Below are 18,305 nucleotides of genomic sequence, written 5' to 3' on the forward strand. Positions count from 1 at the left end.
AAACAAGGGCTTGTCTCAGTGCGAGAGCTATGGATTAAGTTTCACTACGCTTGATGAACCGCCTAGTGCGGACCCGCATGCTAGGTGGTGTGGGGAGGGCGGGTTAGATACCCGCCCTTACCCGATTCGCAGACTACTCCAGTCTTTTCAGAAAGACACGCATCTCCTTGGCCGCCTGTATATCCCCTTTTGTCTCGGCAACCTCTATCCCCTTCTGATAACTCTCCACCGCCTCTTCGATACGCTCCATCCCCGTCAATGCCTTACCCAGATGTTTCCAGCTGGCTGAGTGCTGAGGATCGAGTGTCACCGCTTGAGTGAGATGCTCAACGGCCTGAGCATAGGCTTTTTGTTTGAGAAACAGGCTGCCAAGAGTATAGCGCAACAGTGCATTGTCTGTTCCCTGCTCCAACATCTTTTCCAGATTGACCTGGTCCATCATATGACCTCATTGTGATTGCGGGCGGAATCGGATCATGACCATTTAACCGAATCCTTAGGGTCTGTGACTATCCTGATACTATCAGATGCGGGTCAGAATTCAGCCATACAACCAGAGACAATACATGGATATCGTACCCGTCAACTCTTAAGGAGCCTCTGAACAAGTCATGAACCGACATCTTGTCGCCAAAATGCACCGCTTCTGCGCTGCAAATCTTCGCAATAGCGGGCTATTACGTGCGATTTGCGCCTTGAATCGGTGCATTTTGATCGACAATCTGTTCGGCTCAGACTTATTCAGAGGTTCCTTAAAAATTGTGATTATGCGATTCTGTATATTGTGTCTGTAACAATCCCATCTGACTGAAAACCAAATGACGTTCGAGAAGGGAGCTTGATCTGGCTGAGACCTGTGACCTGGCTCCGGTTACCGACTTTACCCATCGGCTCCATTCAGATCTACCAGTCAGGTTCGGCAGCTTCAGCCTGGTTACTTTTGCGCCACTAACATGGCCACATCCCGACTGCCGAAAGAGAGATCACCCAATCGCCCCTCCTCCCGGTAGAGACGCACTTTCAAATCCCTGAACAGTTGCAGCAACTCCTGATCCGCCAGGCGAAAAGCCGGATTCTGGGGTCCTTCCGAGGAGACGGCCAGCTGGGTAAAGGTCTGGTAGAAGATTAATCCGCCCGGTTTCAGAGCCTGGATCAAGGCGGGTATCAAAGCCCGCTCCAGGAAGTAACTGACCACGATCACATCAAACTGCTCTGTTGAGGGTGGTTGGTTTTCCACATCACGCACCCGAGCATGAAGATTGTTCAGTTTCTGTTGCCGGGCACTCTGCTCCAATCGCTGGATGGCAACCGCAGACAGATCCCAGGCTTCAACCACGAACCCCCGGCTCGCCAGAAACAGTGCGTTTCCACCCAGGCCACAGGCTAGATCCAACGCGCTGCCCTGTTTCGGCAGCAGGTGAGCATTGTTCAGCAGTACCTCAGCCGGACGGGCGACCTTCTCCTCATCGGCGTAGCGTTGATCCCACTTGATACGCAGCTGTTGTGAGGGATCATTCGTTTGCCGGTTCAAAGACAATCCAGTCCCCGGGAGAGATCCCGTTGAATATCCTCGATGTTCTCCAGGCCGACAGCAATCCGCACCAGTCCATTGCCGATACCCACCTGGCTCCGCTCTTCCGGGCTCAGACGTCCATGTGTGGTGGTGGCAGGATGGGTGATGGTGGTCTTGGTATCCCCCAGGTTGGCGGTGATCGAGAGCAGCCGGGTGGCATCGATCAGGGTCCAGGCAGCAGTCTGCCCCCCTTTGACATCGAAAGCGACAATACCGCCAGGGGCACTCTGTTGCGCCCTCGCCAGATCGTGTTGCGGATGACTGCTCAGACCCGGGTAATAGACTCGCTCGACCTTTGGGTGGCTCTCCAGCCACTCAGCCAGCTGTTGGGCATTTTTGCAATGGGCCTGCATACGGATATCGAGGGTTTCCAGCCCTTTCAGAAACACCCAGGCATTAAAGGGACTGAGTGTAGGACCTGCCGTTCTCAAAACACCGAACACAGCTTCACCAACGATTTCGTGGCTGCCGACCACGGCGCCGCCGACACATCGTCCCTGGCCATCCAGGTATTTGGTCGCAGAGTGAATCACGACATCAGCTCCAAGACTCAGCGGACGCTGCAGTGCCGGGGTGCAAAAACAGTTGTCGACCACCAGCAGAGCGTCCTCGGCATGGGCGAGTGCACTCAGTTTCTGGATGTCGGCCACCTCGGTGAGCGGATTGGAGGGGGTTTCGAGAAACAGCATTTTGGTCTGCGGGCGAATCGCGGATTGCCAGGCAGCCAGATCATCCAAGGGTACGAATGTGGTATCAATGCCGAACTTCTTCAGATATTTCTCAAACAGGATCGCGGTGGTGCCGAACAGACTGCGGGATGAGACGATATGGTCGCCGGACTCCAGCAAACCCATGCAGGTGGCCAATACGGCGGACATACCGGAGGCCGTGGCCACACAGCAATCCCCACCCTCAAGAGCCGCCAGCCGTTGCTCAAAATTCCTCACTGTCGGATTGGTGAACCTGGAATAGATGTTACCCGGTTCATCACCGCTGAAGCGGGCCGCGGCTTCAGCGGCACTGCTGAAGACAAAACTGGATGTGGGGAAAATCGGCTCACCATGCTCACCTTCGGGCGTGCGATGATGTCCGCTGCGAATGGCTAGGGTCGAAAACCCCAGGCCTGATTCATGCTGCTCCTCCATCTTTATTCCTCATCTTTGTTTGCCCGGCACTCTACAAACCATTTGCCAGGCTGCTCTCTTCCAAGCATTTTTTTAGATTATCATTTTGCAGAGACACTTTTAGTGCCGCTCATATCCCCGGTCTCTCTGTTCAATTGCTGGGCAAAGTAGTCTTCCAGAAACTGATCGAAACTCAGTGTATCAGAGGCCTCGATCTCCCGCTGCCTTCGCCAGGAATCCGCCGCCTCCTGGCTCAGCAGCTTCTGTTCCTCTGACGAACCCTGCTGCTGCATGAAATCGTGTCGATGCTGTTTCGACATACGTTGTGCAAAATGGAAGAAACCCTCGCCCTTCTCTCTCATCTCCCGCAACATGCGGGCGGATGGGGTCAATTCAGGATCCTGCAAACGACTCTTCTGCAGTTGCAGGCTCTTGCTGTAGGGTTGTCCGGGCAACCCGGTTTCCAGGATCTCACAAATCGGCAGCAGTGCCTCACAGATCTCAAGCCCCCACTCCCGCAGACTGACCATCGACTCCTTTCTCTGCAACTCAAGCCCCGGTTTTCTACCCTGATGGGCAGCAGCCAGCTCATTCCAATCGATGCTCTTCTGTTCGGCAACATTGATCGACGGACTCTCATGCAGCAGACAATACAGCATCAGCGCTTCGATAAAGTAGACCTGCTCATCGGCGATTCCCAATGGATGGAAGGCATTCACATCCAGTGATCGCAACTCCACATAGCGGACGCCCCGTCTCTGTAACGCATGGATCGGTTTCTCCATCATCTCCGGGATCTGCTTGGGTCGGACGGTACTGTAGTACTCGTTCTCTATCTGCAGAATGTTGGCGTTGAGCTGTTCATAACGCCCATCGATTTTAACCCCCATCGCCTGATAGATCGGGCATGGCGTCTCAATGGCACGGGAGAGGGTCTCAACATAGGCATCGAGACAGTCGTAACAGGCTTTGATGCCTGTCCCCTGCTCCTTACTGTTCTGATAACCGATATCCCCCATTCTCAATGAGGTGGCATAGGGTGAGAAATAGGTATATTCGTCAAACGACTCCAGGGATGAGGGACGTCCTCCGAGAAATGATTTACAGACTGCCGGAGAGGCGCCGAACAGATAGGGAACCAACCAACCCAGCCGTTGTAAATTTCTCAGCATGCCGAAATAGGCGTCTGAAATGAATCCCTGGGTATCCGATTTGTCCCCTTCGAGCTGCTGGTAGACCCACCAGAAATCCTGCGGCAGCGAATAGTTGAAATGCACCCCGGCAATCACCTGCATGACCCGACCATAACGATGCCCCAGGCCCCGTCTGTAGACCGTCTTCATCATGCCGGCATTTGAGTTCCCATAGTTGGCAATCGGGATGCGTTCATCATCCTCGACCACACAGGGCATGCTGGTGGACCAGAGAATCTCATCCCCCAGGTGCTCATACACATAGCGATGGGCTTCAAACAGAAATTTCAGCGGCTCATGACGATCCGTGGAAGGCGGTGTGATAATCTCAGTCAACGCCTCGGAGTAGTCGGTGGTGATGTAACGATTGGTCAGGGGGGAACCCAAAGCCTCCGGATGGGGCAGGCTCGATATACAACCTTGCGGAGAGACTCTCAAGGCCTCTTTTTCCAGTCCGATCAAGCCCCCGCGCAACAGCTCGAGCTGACCGGCCTGGTGTAAGCGTTTCAATCGATTTTCGAGTGTTGTATACAAACCGGATCAATCCCTACGGGGGTGTGGATAGTATTAGGGCCTGTTAACACGAATCCAATACGCCCTGCTGGGTCTGTTTTTGTGCCCAGCAAGGCAGAATGAGCGTCGTGTAGTTATTCTACATGAGCGAATGATAACGCCGCTGGGCGTAAAAACAGGCCCAGCCCTTCGGGTTGCGCCTGAAAAAGCGCCACTCGGCGTTGCTCGTCGTTCATTTGGAATAACCAAACTACACTCCTCGCGCCTTGATTGGCACTTTTTCAGGCACAACAGGGCGTATTGGATTCGTGTTAACAGGCCCTAGGCAACTGGCGTAAAAACCGGGGATTATACCCTGCCATCAAGCTCTATAGTAGCGCTTCGGAGAATGGCTGGATCCACGGCCTGGAGCGAGAATATCAGTTCAGATAGAGACCAATCCCCGGGTCAGTGAAGCGGGATTCAGTAGGGGATTGGTCAGTTTGCCTGAGTGTACGGTTTAACGCATCACCGCCATCGGTTGTGCGACTTTGATCGAGTCCATCAGAATCCTTGCGGCTTCATTCAGCTCGATGCGACTGGTCGCTTCGTTTTCCTTCTCATCAGGCTCATCATCAAGATCAACTTCATCGGTGGATTTGACCACCTTCAGCCCCTGGGAGGCGCGGAAGCGGTTTTTATGCAGTAGCCGTTCATGCTCCCGCTCCTGCCACTCTGTCCGCCGCTGTTTCTCCAGCAGGCTGACTTCAGAGCGCTTATCCAGTTCCAGGAAGCGTTTCTCCTGATCGACCAGCATCTCAAATCCTGCATCCGTTTTGATGCGTGACAGATGGCTGTCCATCAGCTCAGGCACGGTGAACTGCCCCTTGGTAATAAAGTTGGCTGGTCTTATCTGAGCCCATGGCAGCGCATTTTCCAGGGAACGCTCGCCATACTCATCCGAGTATCTGGCTGTCGGAAACTGGATATCCGGCACCACACCGCGATGCTGGGTACTGCCGCCATTGATGCGGAAGAATTGCGCCATGGTCAAGCGCAGACGACCCAGATCCTTTTTGCGTCCCGGAACGAAGCGCCCCAGATCGACCAGGGTCTGCACCGTGCCCTTGCCGAATGTGGGCTCACCAATCACGATACCCCGTTTGTAATCCTGGATCGCACCGGCAAAAATTTCTGACGCGGAAGCACTGTTGCGATCCACCAGCACCGCCAGAGGCCCCTCATAGGCGATCGACTGGTCAGGATCCTGCTCAACCTCGATCTTGCCAAAGGCATCCTTGATCTGTACCACCGGACCGGAGTCGATGAACAGGCCAGTCAGCTCGGTGGCTTCCGAGAGGGAACCGCCACCATTCTCCCGCAGGTCGATAACGATTCCGTCAACATGCTGCTTTTTCAGATCAACCAGCAGATCACGCACATCCCGGGTGGTACTCCTGAAATCTTCATCACCACGGGCCTCAGCCGCAAAATCCCTGTAAAAGGTAGGGACTTCAACGACGCCGATGCGATATTTACCCATACCATCCAGTTTCTCGATGACATGGCTCTTTGCCGCCTGCTCTTCCAGTTTGATCTTGTTGCGTACCAGGGTAATGGTTTTACGGTTCGATCCTTCTCCTTTCGCCAATACTTCCAGCTGTACCACAGAGCCTTTCGGACCACGAATCTGTTCAACCACATCCTGCAGCCGCCAGCCGACAATATCGATCATCTCCCCTTCCAGGCCCTGGCCCACACCGACAATCTTGTCACCGGCATGCAGCAGATCACTCTGTTCCGCCGGACCGCCGATGATGGTTTTCTGTACCACGGTGTAGCCTTCCTCATCTTTCAGAACCGCGCCAATGCCCTCCAGAGAGAGCCTCATACTGATATCAAAATTCTCAGATGTACTGGGTGACATGTAGCTGGTGTGGGGCTCCAGACTCAACGTGTAGGCATTGATGAAGGTCTGAAACACATCATTGCTGTCAAACTGCTCGACCCTGGAGAGCAGTCTCTCGTAGCGCTCTTTCAGGGTCTTTTTGATCTCAGCATCTTCCTTATCCATCAGACGCTGATTCAAAAAGTCATTTTTCACCCGCTTGCGCCAGACATCGTTCAGCGCAGTACGCGTCTGCGCCCAGGGTTGATCCTCGCGATCGTAGATATAGACCTCATCGATGGTGAAGTCGAACTCCCCATCCACCAGTTTCAAGGCATGGCTGACCGCCTCGCTGACACGCTGGCGATAGAGGCGATAGATCTCGAATGCCGGCTCAATCCGGGCATTTTTCAGATAGTCATCCAGCTTGTCCCGATAACCTGAGAAGTGAACCACATCACCGGCCAGGAAGAATGAGCGGTTTGGATCCAGGGTGTCGTAGTAGCGCTGTAGGATCATTTGAGACATCGAATCATCCAAAGCGACGTCTTTATAATGATATTTGGCAATGACCTTGACGATGACACTGGCCGTCTGCTGTTGTTCTGCGGTCGGCCGCAAATCCTGTATCGGGACAGTTTGTCGATTGGCCCAAACTGGTGCTGACACTACAATAAGAATCAACCACCAAAACCGTTTCACATTAAGATATTTCATTCATCCTACCTGGTCTTTGCGGGAAACTGGGAAAGCTCCCTGATAGCCCCCAAGGGACAATTAACACGAGTCCAATCGGCCTTGATTGGCATTTTTTCAGGTTTACCAGGCCCTGGAATTCGAACTGACAGGCCCTGACTACAATTTGAATATGCTTTGGACTGGATTTCCAGTCACCGGGTTCCGCACACTCTGGAAAAGCGAACCGGTCCCCTCGAATCTACCACCTTTATTCACAATTTCTCGTGCAGCCCGTTGATTAATTTGAGATATCCCGGTGTTTCAGGATTTATAATCCCATGCCGCACCAGAAAGTCAATCACCACCAGATTGCAGTTAGGCTTGAAATCGTCACTGTTGGCGACCCGCTCGGCCACCTCCTCGATCGGCAACAACATGAATTCCGCCACTTCACCATCTGAATTATAGGGGACAAAATCTGAGGGAAGTTCAAGATCATAACAATAGAGAGTATCGGGCTTTAGACCGACCGGCGTTTCCGTGCAGTAGGTGATCGCACCGATCGGTACCGCCTGAGCCACGAGGTGGGATGGCACACTCGCCTCTTCCTGACACTCTTTGTGCAGATTATCCGCCAGTGAGATGTCATGTGGCAGCCCACCGGCCACCATATTGTCCAGATGATCAGGAAAAACCCGTCGGTCGGCTGAGCGCCTGGCAATCCAGAGCAACAGCTCAGATCCATCACGAACATAGCCATTCAAATGCTGCCCATAGGCACGCAGTCCGAAATAGGCAGCGGCCGCACGGTCGATGGTCGCCAGAGCAGAGTCCCTGTCGGCGTGGGTGACCGGATATCGTTCACCATGTCGATGGGTCATCACAGAGGATTCCACCAATCCATCCACTACCTCATCGAGAATCTCACTCCTCTGCTCGAAACTGTTGAATTGTGGATTTAAGCTGACCCCTCTCTCATTCACTGAGAAAAGGTCGGATCTGCTTTTCAAAAAAGAACATACCGGCTGCTTAAGATACCCTACAAGATGAGAATCGAAGTAAAGGGGTTTGAAGTTATCCCGATTCCATTCATTTAACCTATCTATATGTCGTTGATATCCTTGTAATTTCATCTTTTATTGCAGTTCCGCGTTCGGATAGACCCCAATTATATGGCATGGTGACAGCCTAAGCTCACTTTGATGGGGGTAAAACAGACCTTTTTCAAGGTGCAGTTAGATATCCGGGAGTTCCAATGGGTATGAATCTAAAAACAGTTGGAATGCCTGCAATCTGCAGAGCGTGAGAATTTAGATACCAGGTTAATAACTGGTAAAGTTGATTCCACTGAACACGGAACAGATAACGCTATGAATAACAATAAGACATCCGATGATGAGCTCAGCAATGCTGATACAGATTCTCAGCTTGCGGTGAAACGTTTCTGCGATGGCTGCAACTGTGCTCAGGCGGTGCTCACCAGCTTTGCCAATCGTTATCAAGTTGATACGGAGTTGGCGATGCGGATCAGCTCCGGTCTTGGCGGCGGCGTAGGCCGGATGGGGGATATTTGTGGTACCCTCTCCGGCGCTGCCCTGGTTCTGGGTCTGCAGATGGGGCCGAAAACCTCTGATGACGCCAGCGCAAAAGAGGCGACCTATAACGCTACCCGACTGCTCCAGGAGCGATTCATGGCGCGCCATGGCAGCAATCGCTGTAAGGAACTGCTGCAAAAAGATTTGAGCATCCCCGCTGAATATCAAGAGGCGAAATCTCTCGGATTATTCAAAACCCAATGTCCGGATTATGTCGGGACAGTGGTCACGCTGCTCAACCAGATACTAGAAGAAAGTGAAGTTAAAGAATGAAAGATAAGATCCTCAACATGCTTGAGCTGCAGGATGCGATGAACTGCAAAGTCAACGATGACTGGCGCGATGCCGGCTATCCCTGGTATCGGGCCATCTGGACCGAGTGTGCAGAAATGCTCGATCACTATGGCTGGAAATGGTGGAAGCATCAGAAACCCGACATGGAACAGGTTCACCTGGAGATCATAGACATCTGGCACTTCGCTCTGAGCGATTTAATCCTGCACAACGCCACCCTGGAAGGCGCCGCAGAACAGGCACTCGAGGGTTTGAATCAGGCAACCGACGGGGTCGACCTACGCAGTTCCATTGAACAGTTGGCGATGTTCAGCATCAAGACGGAGTCGGCCGACATCGGCCACTTTGCCACCATGATGCAGGCGGCAGAACTCAGCTTCGATGATCTCTACAAGACCTATATCGGCAAGAACGTACTCAACTTCTTCCGTCAGGATCACGGATACAAGGAGGGCAGCTATATCAAGGTCTGGGATGGTCGGGAGGACAATGAGTACCTGTCGGAGATCCTTGCCAAACTCGATCCGGACAACGCTGACTTCAGTGACCAGGTATATCAACAGTTGCAGCACTACTACCCTGCTGAAACGACTGACAACAACTAGGGCCTGTTAAGAACGGTGCTTACTTAAGCACTGAAACGCTTTACATCGAGTGTTATCAAGGGTTTTGGTGGGGCATGGCCCCACCCTACTGTTGAATTCATGGTGTAGGGTGGGGCCATGCCCCACCAATTCGTGTTTATGTAACTACCATTCAGGCCTGTAAACACTAACCAGGGGGTAAAGGTCGCTGCCGCTGATGCCTTCTGACTTTGACCATCAGGTCATAGGGAAGCAGCAGAGTGTCCGCAACGAAACAGAATGGCACATCCATCGCCCTCACAAACTGCTCGCCATACAGATAGAAATCAGAAAAACTCCTGATAAAGATATTTACCGCTGTCTTGGTTCCCAGGTAGGGATGCAAGATATCGTGATCGTCGAGATGGACTTTGACGGTCGAGCAACCCAACGATAAGCTAATAATGGATGCCACCAATACGGCTCTGTAGAATGATTGAAAGCAGCCTTTTAGGTTTTTTTTCGCTCTGAATCCTGCCAACCCCATCCTCATAACCTCCGTTGTTATTGATTGGTTCTATGACGCTCATCCGCTAGCGCTTCCCTCATCATAGAGAGTAAAAATGATTAAGACAATTTTGTGCAGTGATTACCAATAGACCATTTCACCGGCATCAAATACCTGACCCGACCTGGCAAGGCGGCAGTTGATGAACAGATTATTGATAGGAACCTGGGTATGCCTGGACAGACTCTCAGCCACCGCTTTGATGTACTCGGCAATCGCTTCGCTGCTGTTGAAATCGGGCAGTAACAGTTCAACCAGCAGAGGATGGCCACTCTCAGGTTGAAAGTCAGCCACCTCGCCCGCCACCGCGTAGTGTCCAGCTGAAAGGAAATCCCAGGTAACGGTAATATGCTGCTTGTCGATACCACTTACGGTCGAAAAATCCTCAGTGACCCGTTGCAGAATTCTGCTGATGTTCCGTCGCTGCTCGAAAGGCAGTGATTTGATGTGAATGAACGGCATGAGTATCAGGAGAGTATCTGTTCCAGCTGTAACTCGGTATAGCCCGCCTCCTCACCAAACTTCTCAACCAGATCCTCTCCTGCATGTTGTCTTGCCACCGTTTTCTCCTCGTTCTGCTCCAGATAGTACTCATAACGACTGCGCAGATAACCATGCCGCCGCCAGGCATCCCGTTGATTCAAACCAACCCGTGATGAGCGCTGCGACCTGAGCAGTTTTGCGGCACCACCAGGAGACTTCTGCTTGCCACGCTTTTTCTCTTTACGGCTTTCAGACTCATCCAGCTTGGTTTTCAGTTTGGCTATGGTTCGCTCACGTTTTTCAACCACTGCCTCGAGCATCTTGATTCGGCTCTTCAGTTCAGAGGCTTTTGTGCTCTTCTGCTTGACCTGTTTGCCGATGGTTTTATTCTTTTTGCTGAGCTTCTCCTTGCCCCTCTTCTTCAGTTTTTTTTCTTTCTTCGTCATACCCCAGCCTCACTTGATCGGCTCCGGCTGTTTTAAACAACCAACCTACAGATTTCTTAGATTCTGGCCTGACAGCAGACCTAAGAGTTAATACCTGAATCCTCGGGTTCAGGTTAATAGTAAAAATAGTCTAGACTGTTTTTCGCCAAATGCCGGGAATCGCGCTCAAGGCCACCGTCCGTCAACCCATTGCAAATAGAGGATAACCATCTGGGACCGGCTCTCTCTCAAGGTAAATAATTCTCAGCCGGGTGAATCCAAACCCCAATCTCAAGAGTAGAGTGATATAGATACTCAACTGCAGTAGCCGACGCTGCGCCGGACTGTTCGAGGCGAACGGTCCTCAATCCATTGAGATTCCAATCAGGAGAAACTTCATGGGTAAGCGAAACCTGTCACGTAGAGATTTCATCACCAATACGCCCCTGGCTCCACTGGCGTTGCTGCCGCTGGGCTACACCCCTCAGGTGTTGGGCAACGACGACAACAGATATGGCATCAAAGGCAGACAGGCGCCACCACTGCAGGTGGGTTACTGGATTGATGCACAGGGTCGGCCCAGCGACTTCAAGCAGCAGCAGTTATCCGGCAAGTGGGTCTATCTGAAGTGTTTTCAGAATTGGTGTCCAGGCTGTCATGAGTACGGTTTCCCGGCCCTGAAGCGGGTTGCCGACACTTTCGCTGAGAATCCGCAGGTTGAGGTAATCGCCATTCAGACCGTTTTCGAAGGCTACAGCAGTAATACCAAAGAAGATCTGCGGAAGCTGCAGCTGCGTTATGAATTACCGATCATGATGGGGCACGATCCGGGTGATCCGCAAACAAACACCTATCCCCGAACCATGCGGGACTACCGTACCGGGGGTACGCCGTGGGTGGTGATCATCGATCCCTCGGGCAAGGTGGCTTTCAACCATTTCCATATTGAACCCGATGAGTTCATTCCACAGCTGAAAAAAATACTGAGTTGAGCGTTAGCGCTGTGCGAGGTTGAGCAACCCGGTACGGTTGCGCACTGACGAATCGTGGTTTTGATAATATTCAATGCCCGTTGAGCTGCACTCTGCCGGAATGCGCCTCTTTTTGTACAGGAGGCGCTATGTACGAGTTTAATACGGAGATCGATCTCTCCTTCAACCAGGCTGTCGCCCGGGTTCGTGATATTTTGATGGAAGAGCACCTTGGCGTGGTCAGTGATGTGGATGTGCAGGCGATCTTAAAAAACAAACTGGACAAAGATATTCCCCCCTATCACATCTTCGGCGCCTGTAATCCGGCACTGGCTGACCGGGTAATACAGCAGGAACCCAACGCGGGCACACTACTGCCCTGTAATTTCATCATCCGTGAACGGCAGAGCGGCAAGGTGGTTGTCAGTTTTATGGATCCGGAAGCGATCCTCGGATTGTGCTCGACCGAAGAACCCAAACGGGTGGCTGCGGAAGCCAAGGCCAAACTGCTGCGGGTCGTCGAAAAACTGACCAGGTAAAACGTTTAGATACCTGGGAGATTATCTGATAGACCGACCGCTGATCAGATAGCGGATAGCTTTGCGATTGGTCCATGAGCTGGCCATTCGCAAGGCCTGGTCTGAGGAGACCCAGCGGTATTCACTGTGTTCGTTCGCTTGCAGTATTGGGATCCGGCGGCTGGGGAGCTGCAGACCAAACCAGTGCTCTTTGTTGCTATGGGCTGCCGCGGCATAGCGGGTACGCCAAGCGGGAAGAATGGGGAAGCTGACCTGTTGGCGCAGATCGATCAATCGATCGCCGGCCATGATACCGGTCTCCTCATAAAGTTCCCGTCGGGCCGCCTGTGCGGCTGACTCTCCCCACTCCAGACTGCCGGTGACCGATTGCCAGAAGTGCTTCGGCCGAACCCGGCGCATCATCAACACCTGACCGGCCTGGGTATAGACCACCACCAGCACAGACTCTGGTCGCTTGTAGTCTCTGCCAGACATCTCTCTGCCTGATCAGCTCGCGTTCATGGCAGCTGGCAGCGGCAACTAAGCCCCCTCTTCGGTTGCTGGTTTACGCACCCGTATGGAGAGCTCCTGCAACTGATCTGGCGCCACTTCCGATGGCGCTGAGGTGAGCATGCAGGCAGCGGTCTGGGTCTTTGGAAAGGCCATTACCTCGCGAATTGAGGATGAACCGGTCAGCAGCATCACCAGACGATCCAGACCGAAAGCCAATCCCCCATGAGGCGGACAGCCAAATTTCAATGCGCTGAGCAGAAAACCGAACTTCTCCTCGGCCTCCTCATCGCTGATCTCCAGCAGTTGGAAGATCTTCTGCTGTACTTCCTGCTGGTGAATACGAATCGAACCACCACCCAGCTCAACACCATTCATCACCATGTCGTAGGCACGGGATTTACAGGCGCCTGGGTCACTCTCGAGCAGCTCCAGCTGATCCAGCTTGGGAGAGGTGAAAGGATGGTGTAGCGGTGTCCAGCGATCGTGGTTTTCATCCCATTCGAACATCGGGAAATCGACGACCCACAAGGGACGCCAGTCGCCCTGCATCAGCTCCATATCCTGACCGACCTTGACACGCAAAGCTCCAAGAGCCTCATTGACCACATGAGCCTTGTCGGCACCGAAGAAGATCAGATCCCCATCCTTGGCAGCGGTACGCTCAAGGATCGCATTCACCACCTCATCCGGGAGGAATTTGAGAATCGGTGACTGCAGGCCTTCAATGCCCTTGGCCAGCTCATTGACTTTAATATAGGCCAGCCCTTTGGCGCCATAGATCGCCACATACTTGGTATATTCATCGATCTGTTTGCGGCTCAGTGCACTGCCACCGGGAACCATCATGGCCGCCACCCGACCTTTGGCATCCTTGGCGGGACCGGAAAAGACCTTGAACTCCACCGACTGCATCAGATCACCCAGATCGACAAGCTCCAGAGGAACTCGCAAATCAGGACGGTCAGAGCCGAAACGGGAGACTGCCTCATCGTAGGTCATGCGTGGGAATGGATTCGGCAGGTCGACGTCCAGAATCTCTTTATAGAGCTGACGAATCATCTCCTCATTGAGTTGCAGGATCTCATCCTCACTCATGAAAGAGGTCTCGATATCGAGCTGAGTGAATTCAGGTTGCCGGTCGGCACGCAGATCCTCATCGCGGAAACAGCGCACAATCTGGTAGTAGCGATCCATACCGGACATCATCAACAGCTGTTTGAACAGTTGTGGTGATTGAGGCAGGGCAAAAAACTCACCCGGATGGGTGCGGCTCGGTACCAGGTAATCCCGCGCCCCTTCCGGGGTAGCCTTGGTCAGCATCGGTGTCTCGATGTCCATGAAACCCTGATCTTCGAGGAAACGACGCAGGGATTTGGTCACCTGAGCACGGACACGGATCTTCTCCAACATTTCCGGACGACGCAGATCGATGTAGCGATAGCGCAGACGGATCTCTTCCGAAGCCTTCTCATGTTCATCGAGTTGAAATGGCGGTGTATCCGAACGGTTCAGCACTTCCAGCTCAAGACCGAGAATCTCGATCTCACCTGTGGGCAGATCCTTGTTGACGGTACCCTCGGGTCGAGCCCTGACCCGCCCTTTCACACGCAGTACAAACTCATTACGTACCTGCTCAGCGATTGAGAAAATCTCCGGCAGATCCGGATCATAAACCACCTGCACCAGGCCCTCACGATCTCGCAGGTCGATGAAAATCACCCCACCATGATCACGACGGCGATGCACCCATCCACAAATTTCAACTTCCTGGTCGATATGGGAGCTATTGATTTGTCCACAATAATGACTGCGCATGGGTATTATCCTGTGAGATTTCGCTGCAACGGCTAAAAGGCGGGAATGTTACGGCTTGGCTTGCGCCTCTGCAAGCCCGGAGGTTGAGTTTACCGCTCCCATTGAGAGCAACATTTTCAATCCGTCATCCACACTCATCTCCAACTCCCGTACTTCCTCCTTGGGCATAAGCACGAAATAGCCCCCTGTGGGGTTGGGTGTGGTGGGAATGTAGACACTGACCAGTTCGCGCCCGAGCGCCTCCTGGATCGGACCACTCTCCTCATTGGTGAGGAAGGCCAGGGTCCAGAGTCCCCGTCGTGGAAACTCCACCAGCACAACTTTGCGAAACGACCTGCCGTTGTCGGCAAACATCGTCTCCACCAGCTGTTTGACTGCGGAATAGACGGATCTGACCAGAGGAATGCGGGATACCAGTGCCTCCCACAACTTCACCAGGCGACGGCCAAACAGATTTGCCGCCACCAGGCCGGTGATGAACAGGATCACCAGGGAGAGCAGCACCCCCAAACCTGGGATGTGAAAGCCCAGCAGTGTTTCCGGGCGATAGGCTTGCGGCAGCAGGAGTAGACTGCGATCCATCCAGTCCACCAGCAGACTGACTACCAGATAGCTCGCCCCTAAAGGTAACCAGACCAGCAGACCGGCTACCAGGTAACGACGTAAGTATGTCATTCAGAGATCCACGAAGCGTCTCAGCGGCCGCAGGAGCCGCTAGCGCAACCTTTTGATTTCCCTTCTGATTTTCCGCTATCGTGGACATTCTTCTTGTTGCTGCCCTTGAAATCTGTCTCATACCAGCCACTGCCCTTAAGACGGAAGCCGGCGGCTGAGATCAGCTTTTTGAGACTATCCTGCTTGCATTCAGGACATTCGGTCAGGGGGTCATCGCTCATCTTCTGCATTGCCTCCAACTCATGGTCACAGGCCTGGCAACGATACTCATAAATCGGCATTTTCGTGCTTCCTCAATATTCGGTTTCGGCGACAGAATCAGGCTCAGTCACCTGGAATTGCTGAATCCTACCATATTGGGAACGACAGACTAATAATCAAGGCTATTTAAATCCTAAGCCTGACCATGGAAATTCGAAGAGAGTGTTTGCCGCAATTAGACGCCAAACACCGAAAAATGCCACTGAACTGATGGATCAGAGTCTGGTTTGTATGTCGTTGAGTGCTTTTAAGTCGGAAAAAGATTGGAATTAATGTTGGATCAAATTCGCGCGAATTTGCGGTAATTCGCGCTGAAATACCCTTCAGGTACCGTCCTCGTCCAGCTCTTTCATCTCGCGGCGGTGCCTCAGCATCTCACCCTGTCGACGGGTTATGTGTCTGATCAGCGCATCCTGATCCGAACCCCGAATCATGGTGAAATTGATCCGTGCATGGTAGGGGAAGCCCTCATGCTCTCCACCAGACGGCTCAATTCCAACCACTTCTCCATACGCCAGCAGGCCGGAAAATGAGGGCAGCAACAGCATCTTGACTTCCACTTTGGACCCGACTTCAACCGCTTCGGTAATATCCATTGCCAATCCACCGGCACTCAGATTGACCTGCTGTGAGGGCTGATCGAGCAACTCCCGGGCTTCTGTCAGGAAACTGCGACCCAGCAGATTGATCTTTTCATCCAACGCTTTCAGGTAGTCGGCGATATCGGTATCCCGCTGTTCGATACGATGCATTGAGGCGGAGAGGTGCTGACTGATCTCCTGCAGGCGGGTCATGACAGTAAACCGCTCCCCTGCTCTCAGCTGCTCGTCAATGCTGGTCGGTATATCAGCCGCCGGGATCACCCGGTAACTCACTCGGATCGAATCGTCTATACGGAAAAACTCCCTGCGTTCATCCTGGGTTTTTTCCTGATCATCGATAGACATCGGTCTGGCTCCTATTTATTCCTCAGGGATTTCGGTCGGTTCAGGATCGGGTTCAACATCCTCACCACGCCTGATCACCAGCTCAACCCGTCTGTTCTGAGCCCGATTCTCAGCGGTGTCATTGTCCACCAGTGGCTGGGAATCTGCATAGCCCTGGATTAAAAAACGCTCCTCTTCAATGGAGGCATTGCTCAACATGGCGTGCACCACCGTCACGGCGCGGGCTGATGACAGCTCCCAGTTGGAGCGGAACCGCCTGGTAGAGATCGGAATATTGTCGGTATGCCCGGCGACAATGATCTTACCCGGTGTTGTGGCGATCACTTCAGTGATTTTTGAGATGACTTCAAAGAATTCCGGATTCAGGTTGGCTCTGCCTGAGGGGAATGAACCCTTCTCCTGAATACGGATGATGATGTTGGTCGACTCTGTCTCCACATCGATCAGGCCGTCACTGATCTCGGACTCAAGCATCTCCTGCAGCTCTTCGGCCTGAGCCTGCACCTCTCGCTCCAGCTCGGCCTGCATCGCCGCCTTGGCTTCATCCACATCGGTAGCATCCTTCGATTCCCGGTCTAGAAACTCCTGTTCCAGATCACTGGTAATCTGTCGAATGTCTTCGATCGGTGAGGGTTCCGGTTTACCGGGACTGAACTCCTGCATGATCACGCTGGTGCCCTTGACGATCTCCACGGCAGGAATCTCCCGCTGTACACCAAAGGCATCCTTCATCGATTCCGCCATCTTCTTGAAGCGTTGCGCATCCACCTCGGCAAATGAGAGCAGCAGCACGAAGAAGCACATCAGCAGTGACATCAGATCGGCAAATGTCGCCAGCCATGGGGGTAGCCCTTCAGGACATTTGGGACACTCGTCAGCCATCCTCAGGCTTCCTGTACAGGACGCTTACCGGTGGGCAGATAGGTACTCAGAAGCTGCTCCAGTACCCGTGGATTCATACCCTCCTGAATACCTGCGATGGTTTCAATAATCAACGACTTATTGGTCTTCTCCATGGAGCTGGCTCTGGCCAGTTTTTCCGACATGGGTGTCGCGAAGGCATTCGCGATTACTGCGCCATACAGGGTGGTCAACAGTGCCACCGCCATAGCAGGACCGATACTCGCCGGATCAGACATGTTCGCCAACATCTGCACCAAACCCACCAGTGTTCCGATCATGCCCATGGCCGGTGCCATGGTAGCCATGTTTTTGAACATGGTCTGACCCACCTCATGGCGCTGAATGGTCAGATCAATATCCTTGGTGAGCAACTTGTTGACCAGCACAGGGTCGTGGCCATCCACACAGAGTCCGATGCCTTGTTTAAGGAAACCGTTGGATATCTCCTGCCCCTCCAGGGCCAGTAGACCGTTCTTTCTGGCGATGTCCGCCAACTCAACCGCTTCCTCGATAAGTTTTTTGGGATCATCGGTTTTGTAGAAAAAGGCCTTCATGCCGATGCTGAATGATCCCAGGAAGTCACCGAGTGACACCTGCATGAGTGTCACCATGAAGGTGCCGCCAACAACGATCAGTAGCGAGGGAACATTGACAAACAGCATGACATCGCCACCGGAAGCGATCGCCCCGATGATAATGCCGAAACCACCTAATAGACCAACCAGTGTCGCAATGTCCACCTAGTTTTCTCCGAAACTCCGTTGCCGTTTTTGTGTTCATTGAGAACAAATATCAAGCTCGGTTGTTGAGATTTGCCTCTGAACAT

At 52.9% G+C, this 18,305-nt stretch carries 20 protein-coding genes; 4 read left to right on the forward strand and 16 right to left on the reverse strand.

From position 1 onward, the window contains the following. Positions 1–133 precede the first annotated feature (133 nt). From AC4IE8_RS00680 to AC4IE8_RS00705, 6 genes are all read right to left on the reverse strand, one after another. A complete protein-coding gene (locus AC4IE8_RS00680) occupies positions 134–442 on the reverse strand; it encodes a tetratricopeptide repeat protein (RefSeq protein ID WP_068987291.1) in 309 nt (102 codons plus the stop codon). Positions 443–934: 492 nt separating this feature from the next. Further along, positions 935–1,531 carry a class I SAM-dependent methyltransferase gene (locus AC4IE8_RS00685; protein WP_490790058.1) on the reverse strand — a complete coding sequence of 199 codons (597 nt, stop codon included), beginning with the start codon at positions 1,529–1,531 and terminating at the stop codon, positions 935–937. Beyond that, positions 1,528–2,718 carry an O-succinylhomoserine sulfhydrylase gene (locus AC4IE8_RS00690; RefSeq protein ID WP_068987289.1) on the reverse strand — a complete coding sequence of 397 codons (1,191 nt, stop codon included), beginning with the start codon at positions 2,716–2,718 and terminating at the stop codon, positions 1,528–1,530. Before AC4IE8_RS00690 ends, AC4IE8_RS00685 begins: the two co-directional genes overlap by 4 nt. Positions 2,719–2,798: 80 nt before the next feature. Continuing rightward, the gene (gshA, locus tag AC4IE8_RS00695; RefSeq protein ID WP_068987288.1) at positions 2,799–4,424 is read right to left on the reverse strand and encodes a glutamate--cysteine ligase; all 1,626 of its coding nucleotides are present in this window, start codon (positions 4,422–4,424) and stop codon (positions 2,799–2,801) included. Positions 4,425–4,902: 478 nt separating this feature from the next. Further along, positions 4,903–6,987, reverse strand: a complete 2,085-nt coding sequence (locus AC4IE8_RS00700; protein ID WP_068987287.1) for a carboxy terminal-processing peptidase — start codon at positions 6,985–6,987, stop codon at positions 4,903–4,905. Positions 6,988–7,220: 233 nt separating this feature from the next. Continuing rightward, on the reverse strand, positions 7,221–8,081 hold the full coding sequence (locus tag AC4IE8_RS00705) for a DUF4743 domain-containing protein (RefSeq protein ID WP_068987286.1): 861 nt from the start codon (positions 8,079–8,081) through the stop codon (positions 7,221–7,223). Positions 8,082–8,225: 144 nt separating this feature from the next. Here AC4IE8_RS00705 and AC4IE8_RS00710 point away from each other — a divergent pair, with 144 nt between their 5' ends. Beyond that, entirely contained in the window at positions 8,226–8,816 is a 591-nt protein-coding gene (locus tag AC4IE8_RS00710; protein ID WP_490790059.1) for a C-GCAxxG-C-C family protein, read from the forward strand. Continuing rightward, positions 8,813–9,442 (forward strand): dUTP diphosphatase, encoded by a 630-nt coding sequence (locus AC4IE8_RS00715; RefSeq protein ID WP_068987284.1) that lies wholly within the window; start codon positions 8,813–8,815, stop codon positions 9,440–9,442. The genes AC4IE8_RS00710 and AC4IE8_RS00715 overlap by 4 nt, the downstream gene beginning before the upstream one ends. Positions 9,443–9,608: 166 nt before the next feature. Here AC4IE8_RS00715 and AC4IE8_RS00720 read toward each other — a convergent pair whose 3' ends face one another. The 3 genes from AC4IE8_RS00720 to AC4IE8_RS00730 all read right to left on the reverse strand — a co-directional run bounded on the left by AC4IE8_RS00720 (position 9,609) and on the right by AC4IE8_RS00730 (position 10,897). Further along, a complete protein-coding gene (locus AC4IE8_RS00720; protein ID WP_490790060.1) occupies positions 9,609–9,875 on the reverse strand; it encodes a YceK/YidQ family lipoprotein in 267 nt (88 codons plus the stop codon). A 174-nt stretch (positions 9,876–10,049) separates the two neighbouring features. Further along, positions 10,050–10,430: a tautomerase family protein gene (locus tag AC4IE8_RS00725; protein ID WP_490790061.1), complete on the reverse strand. Its 381-nt coding sequence runs from the start codon at positions 10,428–10,430 to the stop codon at positions 10,050–10,052. A gap of 5 nt (positions 10,431–10,435) precedes the next feature. Next, positions 10,436–10,897, reverse strand: coding sequence for a hypothetical protein (locus AC4IE8_RS00730; protein WP_068987281.1), 462 nt, complete (start codon positions 10,895–10,897; stop codon positions 10,436–10,438). Between the two features lie 377 nt (positions 10,898–11,274). Between AC4IE8_RS00730 and AC4IE8_RS00735 the strand changes: the two genes are divergently transcribed. Both AC4IE8_RS00735 and AC4IE8_RS00740 read left to right on the forward strand, forming a co-directional pair. Next, the gene (locus tag AC4IE8_RS00735; protein WP_490790062.1) at positions 11,275–11,868 is read left to right on the forward strand and encodes a peroxiredoxin family protein; all 594 of its coding nucleotides are present in this window, start codon (positions 11,275–11,277) and stop codon (positions 11,866–11,868) included. A 128-nt stretch (positions 11,869–11,996) separates the two neighbouring features. Continuing rightward, the gene (locus AC4IE8_RS00740; protein WP_068987280.1) at positions 11,997–12,386 is read left to right on the forward strand and encodes a DUF302 domain-containing protein; all 390 of its coding nucleotides are present in this window, start codon (positions 11,997–11,999) and stop codon (positions 12,384–12,386) included. A gap of 21 nt (positions 12,387–12,407) precedes the next feature. On the opposite strand, the gene nudB is transcribed toward AC4IE8_RS00740, so the two are convergent. From nudB to pomA, 7 genes are all read right to left on the reverse strand, one after another. Further along, positions 12,408–12,860 carry a dihydroneopterin triphosphate diphosphatase gene (gene nudB / locus AC4IE8_RS00745; RefSeq protein ID WP_490790063.1) on the reverse strand — a complete coding sequence of 151 codons (453 nt, stop codon included), beginning with the start codon at positions 12,858–12,860 and terminating at the stop codon, positions 12,408–12,410. Between the two features lie 45 nt (positions 12,861–12,905). Further along, complete coding sequence (gene aspS / locus AC4IE8_RS00750) at positions 12,906–14,693, reverse strand: aspartate--tRNA ligase (RefSeq protein ID WP_068987278.1); 1,788 nt, start codon at positions 14,691–14,693, stop codon at positions 12,906–12,908. A 48-nt stretch (positions 14,694–14,741) separates the two neighbouring features. Further along, entirely contained in the window at positions 14,742–15,368 is a 627-nt protein-coding gene (locus AC4IE8_RS00755; RefSeq protein ID WP_068987277.1) for a DUF502 domain-containing protein, read from the reverse strand. 20 nt (positions 15,369–15,388) lie between these two features. After that, entirely contained in the window at positions 15,389–15,649 is a 261-nt protein-coding gene (locus AC4IE8_RS00760) for an FmdB family zinc ribbon protein (protein ID WP_068987276.1), read from the reverse strand. Positions 15,650–15,952: 303 nt separating this feature from the next. Then, on the reverse strand, positions 15,953–16,576 hold the full coding sequence (locus AC4IE8_RS00765) for a PilZ domain-containing protein (protein WP_068987275.1): 624 nt from the start codon (positions 16,574–16,576) through the stop codon (positions 15,953–15,955). Positions 16,577–16,591: 15 nt separating this feature from the next. Then, positions 16,592–17,458: a type VI secretion system protein TssL, long form gene (tssL, locus tag AC4IE8_RS00770; RefSeq protein WP_068987274.1), complete on the reverse strand. Its 867-nt coding sequence runs from the start codon at positions 17,456–17,458 to the stop codon at positions 16,592–16,594. Positions 17,459–17,460: 2 nt separating this feature from the next. Then, a complete protein-coding gene (gene pomA / locus AC4IE8_RS00775) occupies positions 17,461–18,219 on the reverse strand; it encodes a flagellar motor protein PomA (RefSeq protein ID WP_068987273.1) in 759 nt (252 codons plus the stop codon). Between the last annotated feature and the right edge of the window lie 86 nt (positions 18,220–18,305).

The organism is Candidatus Thiodiazotropha sp. AKAK2, from assembly GCF_058244685.1.

Excerpts from the sequence above, each read along its gene's own strand:
- AC4IE8_RS00680 (WP_068987291.1), bottom strand. The coding sequence starts at position 442 with ATGATGGACCAGGTCAATCTGGAAAAGATGTTGGAGCAGGGAACAGAC.
- AC4IE8_RS00690 (WP_068987289.1), bottom strand. The coding sequence starts at position 2,718 with ATGGAGGAGCAGCATGAATCAGGCCTGGGGTTTTCGACCCTAGCCATT.
- AC4IE8_RS00700 (WP_068987287.1), bottom strand. The coding sequence starts at position 6,987 with ATGAAATATCTTAATGTGAAACGGTTTTGGTGGTTGATTCTTATTGTA.
- AC4IE8_RS00705 (WP_068987286.1), bottom strand. The coding sequence starts at position 8,081 with ATGAAATTACAAGGATATCAACGACATATAGATAGGTTAAATGAATGG.
- AC4IE8_RS00715 (WP_068987284.1), top strand. The coding sequence starts at position 8,813 with ATGAAAGATAAGATCCTCAACATGCTTGAGCTGCAGGATGCGATGAAC.
- AC4IE8_RS00725 (WP_490790061.1), bottom strand. The coding sequence starts at position 10,430 with ATGCCGTTCATTCACATCAAATCACTGCCTTTCGAGCAGCGACGGAAC.
- AC4IE8_RS00730 (WP_068987281.1), bottom strand. The coding sequence starts at position 10,897 with ATGACGAAGAAAGAAAAAAAACTGAAGAAGAGGGGCAAGGAGAAGCTC.
- AC4IE8_RS00735 (WP_490790062.1), top strand. The coding sequence starts at position 11,275 with ATGGGTAAGCGAAACCTGTCACGTAGAGATTTCATCACCAATACGCCC.
- AC4IE8_RS00740 (WP_068987280.1), top strand. The coding sequence starts at position 11,997 with ATGTACGAGTTTAATACGGAGATCGATCTCTCCTTCAACCAGGCTGTC.
- nudB (WP_490790063.1), bottom strand. The coding sequence starts at position 12,860 with ATGTCTGGCAGAGACTACAAGCGACCAGAGTCTGTGCTGGTGGTGGTC.
- aspS (WP_068987278.1), bottom strand. The coding sequence starts at position 14,693 with ATGCGCAGTCATTATTGTGGACAAATCAATAGCTCCCATATCGACCAG.
- AC4IE8_RS00755 (WP_068987277.1), bottom strand. The coding sequence starts at position 15,368 with ATGACATACTTACGTCGTTACCTGGTAGCCGGTCTGCTGGTCTGGTTA.
- AC4IE8_RS00760 (WP_068987276.1), bottom strand. The coding sequence starts at position 15,649 with ATGCCGATTTATGAGTATCGTTGCCAGGCCTGTGACCATGAGTTGGAG.
- AC4IE8_RS00765 (WP_068987275.1), bottom strand. The coding sequence starts at position 16,576 with ATGTCTATCGATGATCAGGAAAAAACCCAGGATGAACGCAGGGAGTTT.
- tssL (WP_068987274.1), bottom strand. The coding sequence starts at position 17,458 with ATGGCTGACGAGTGTCCCAAATGTCCTGAAGGGCTACCCCCATGGCTG.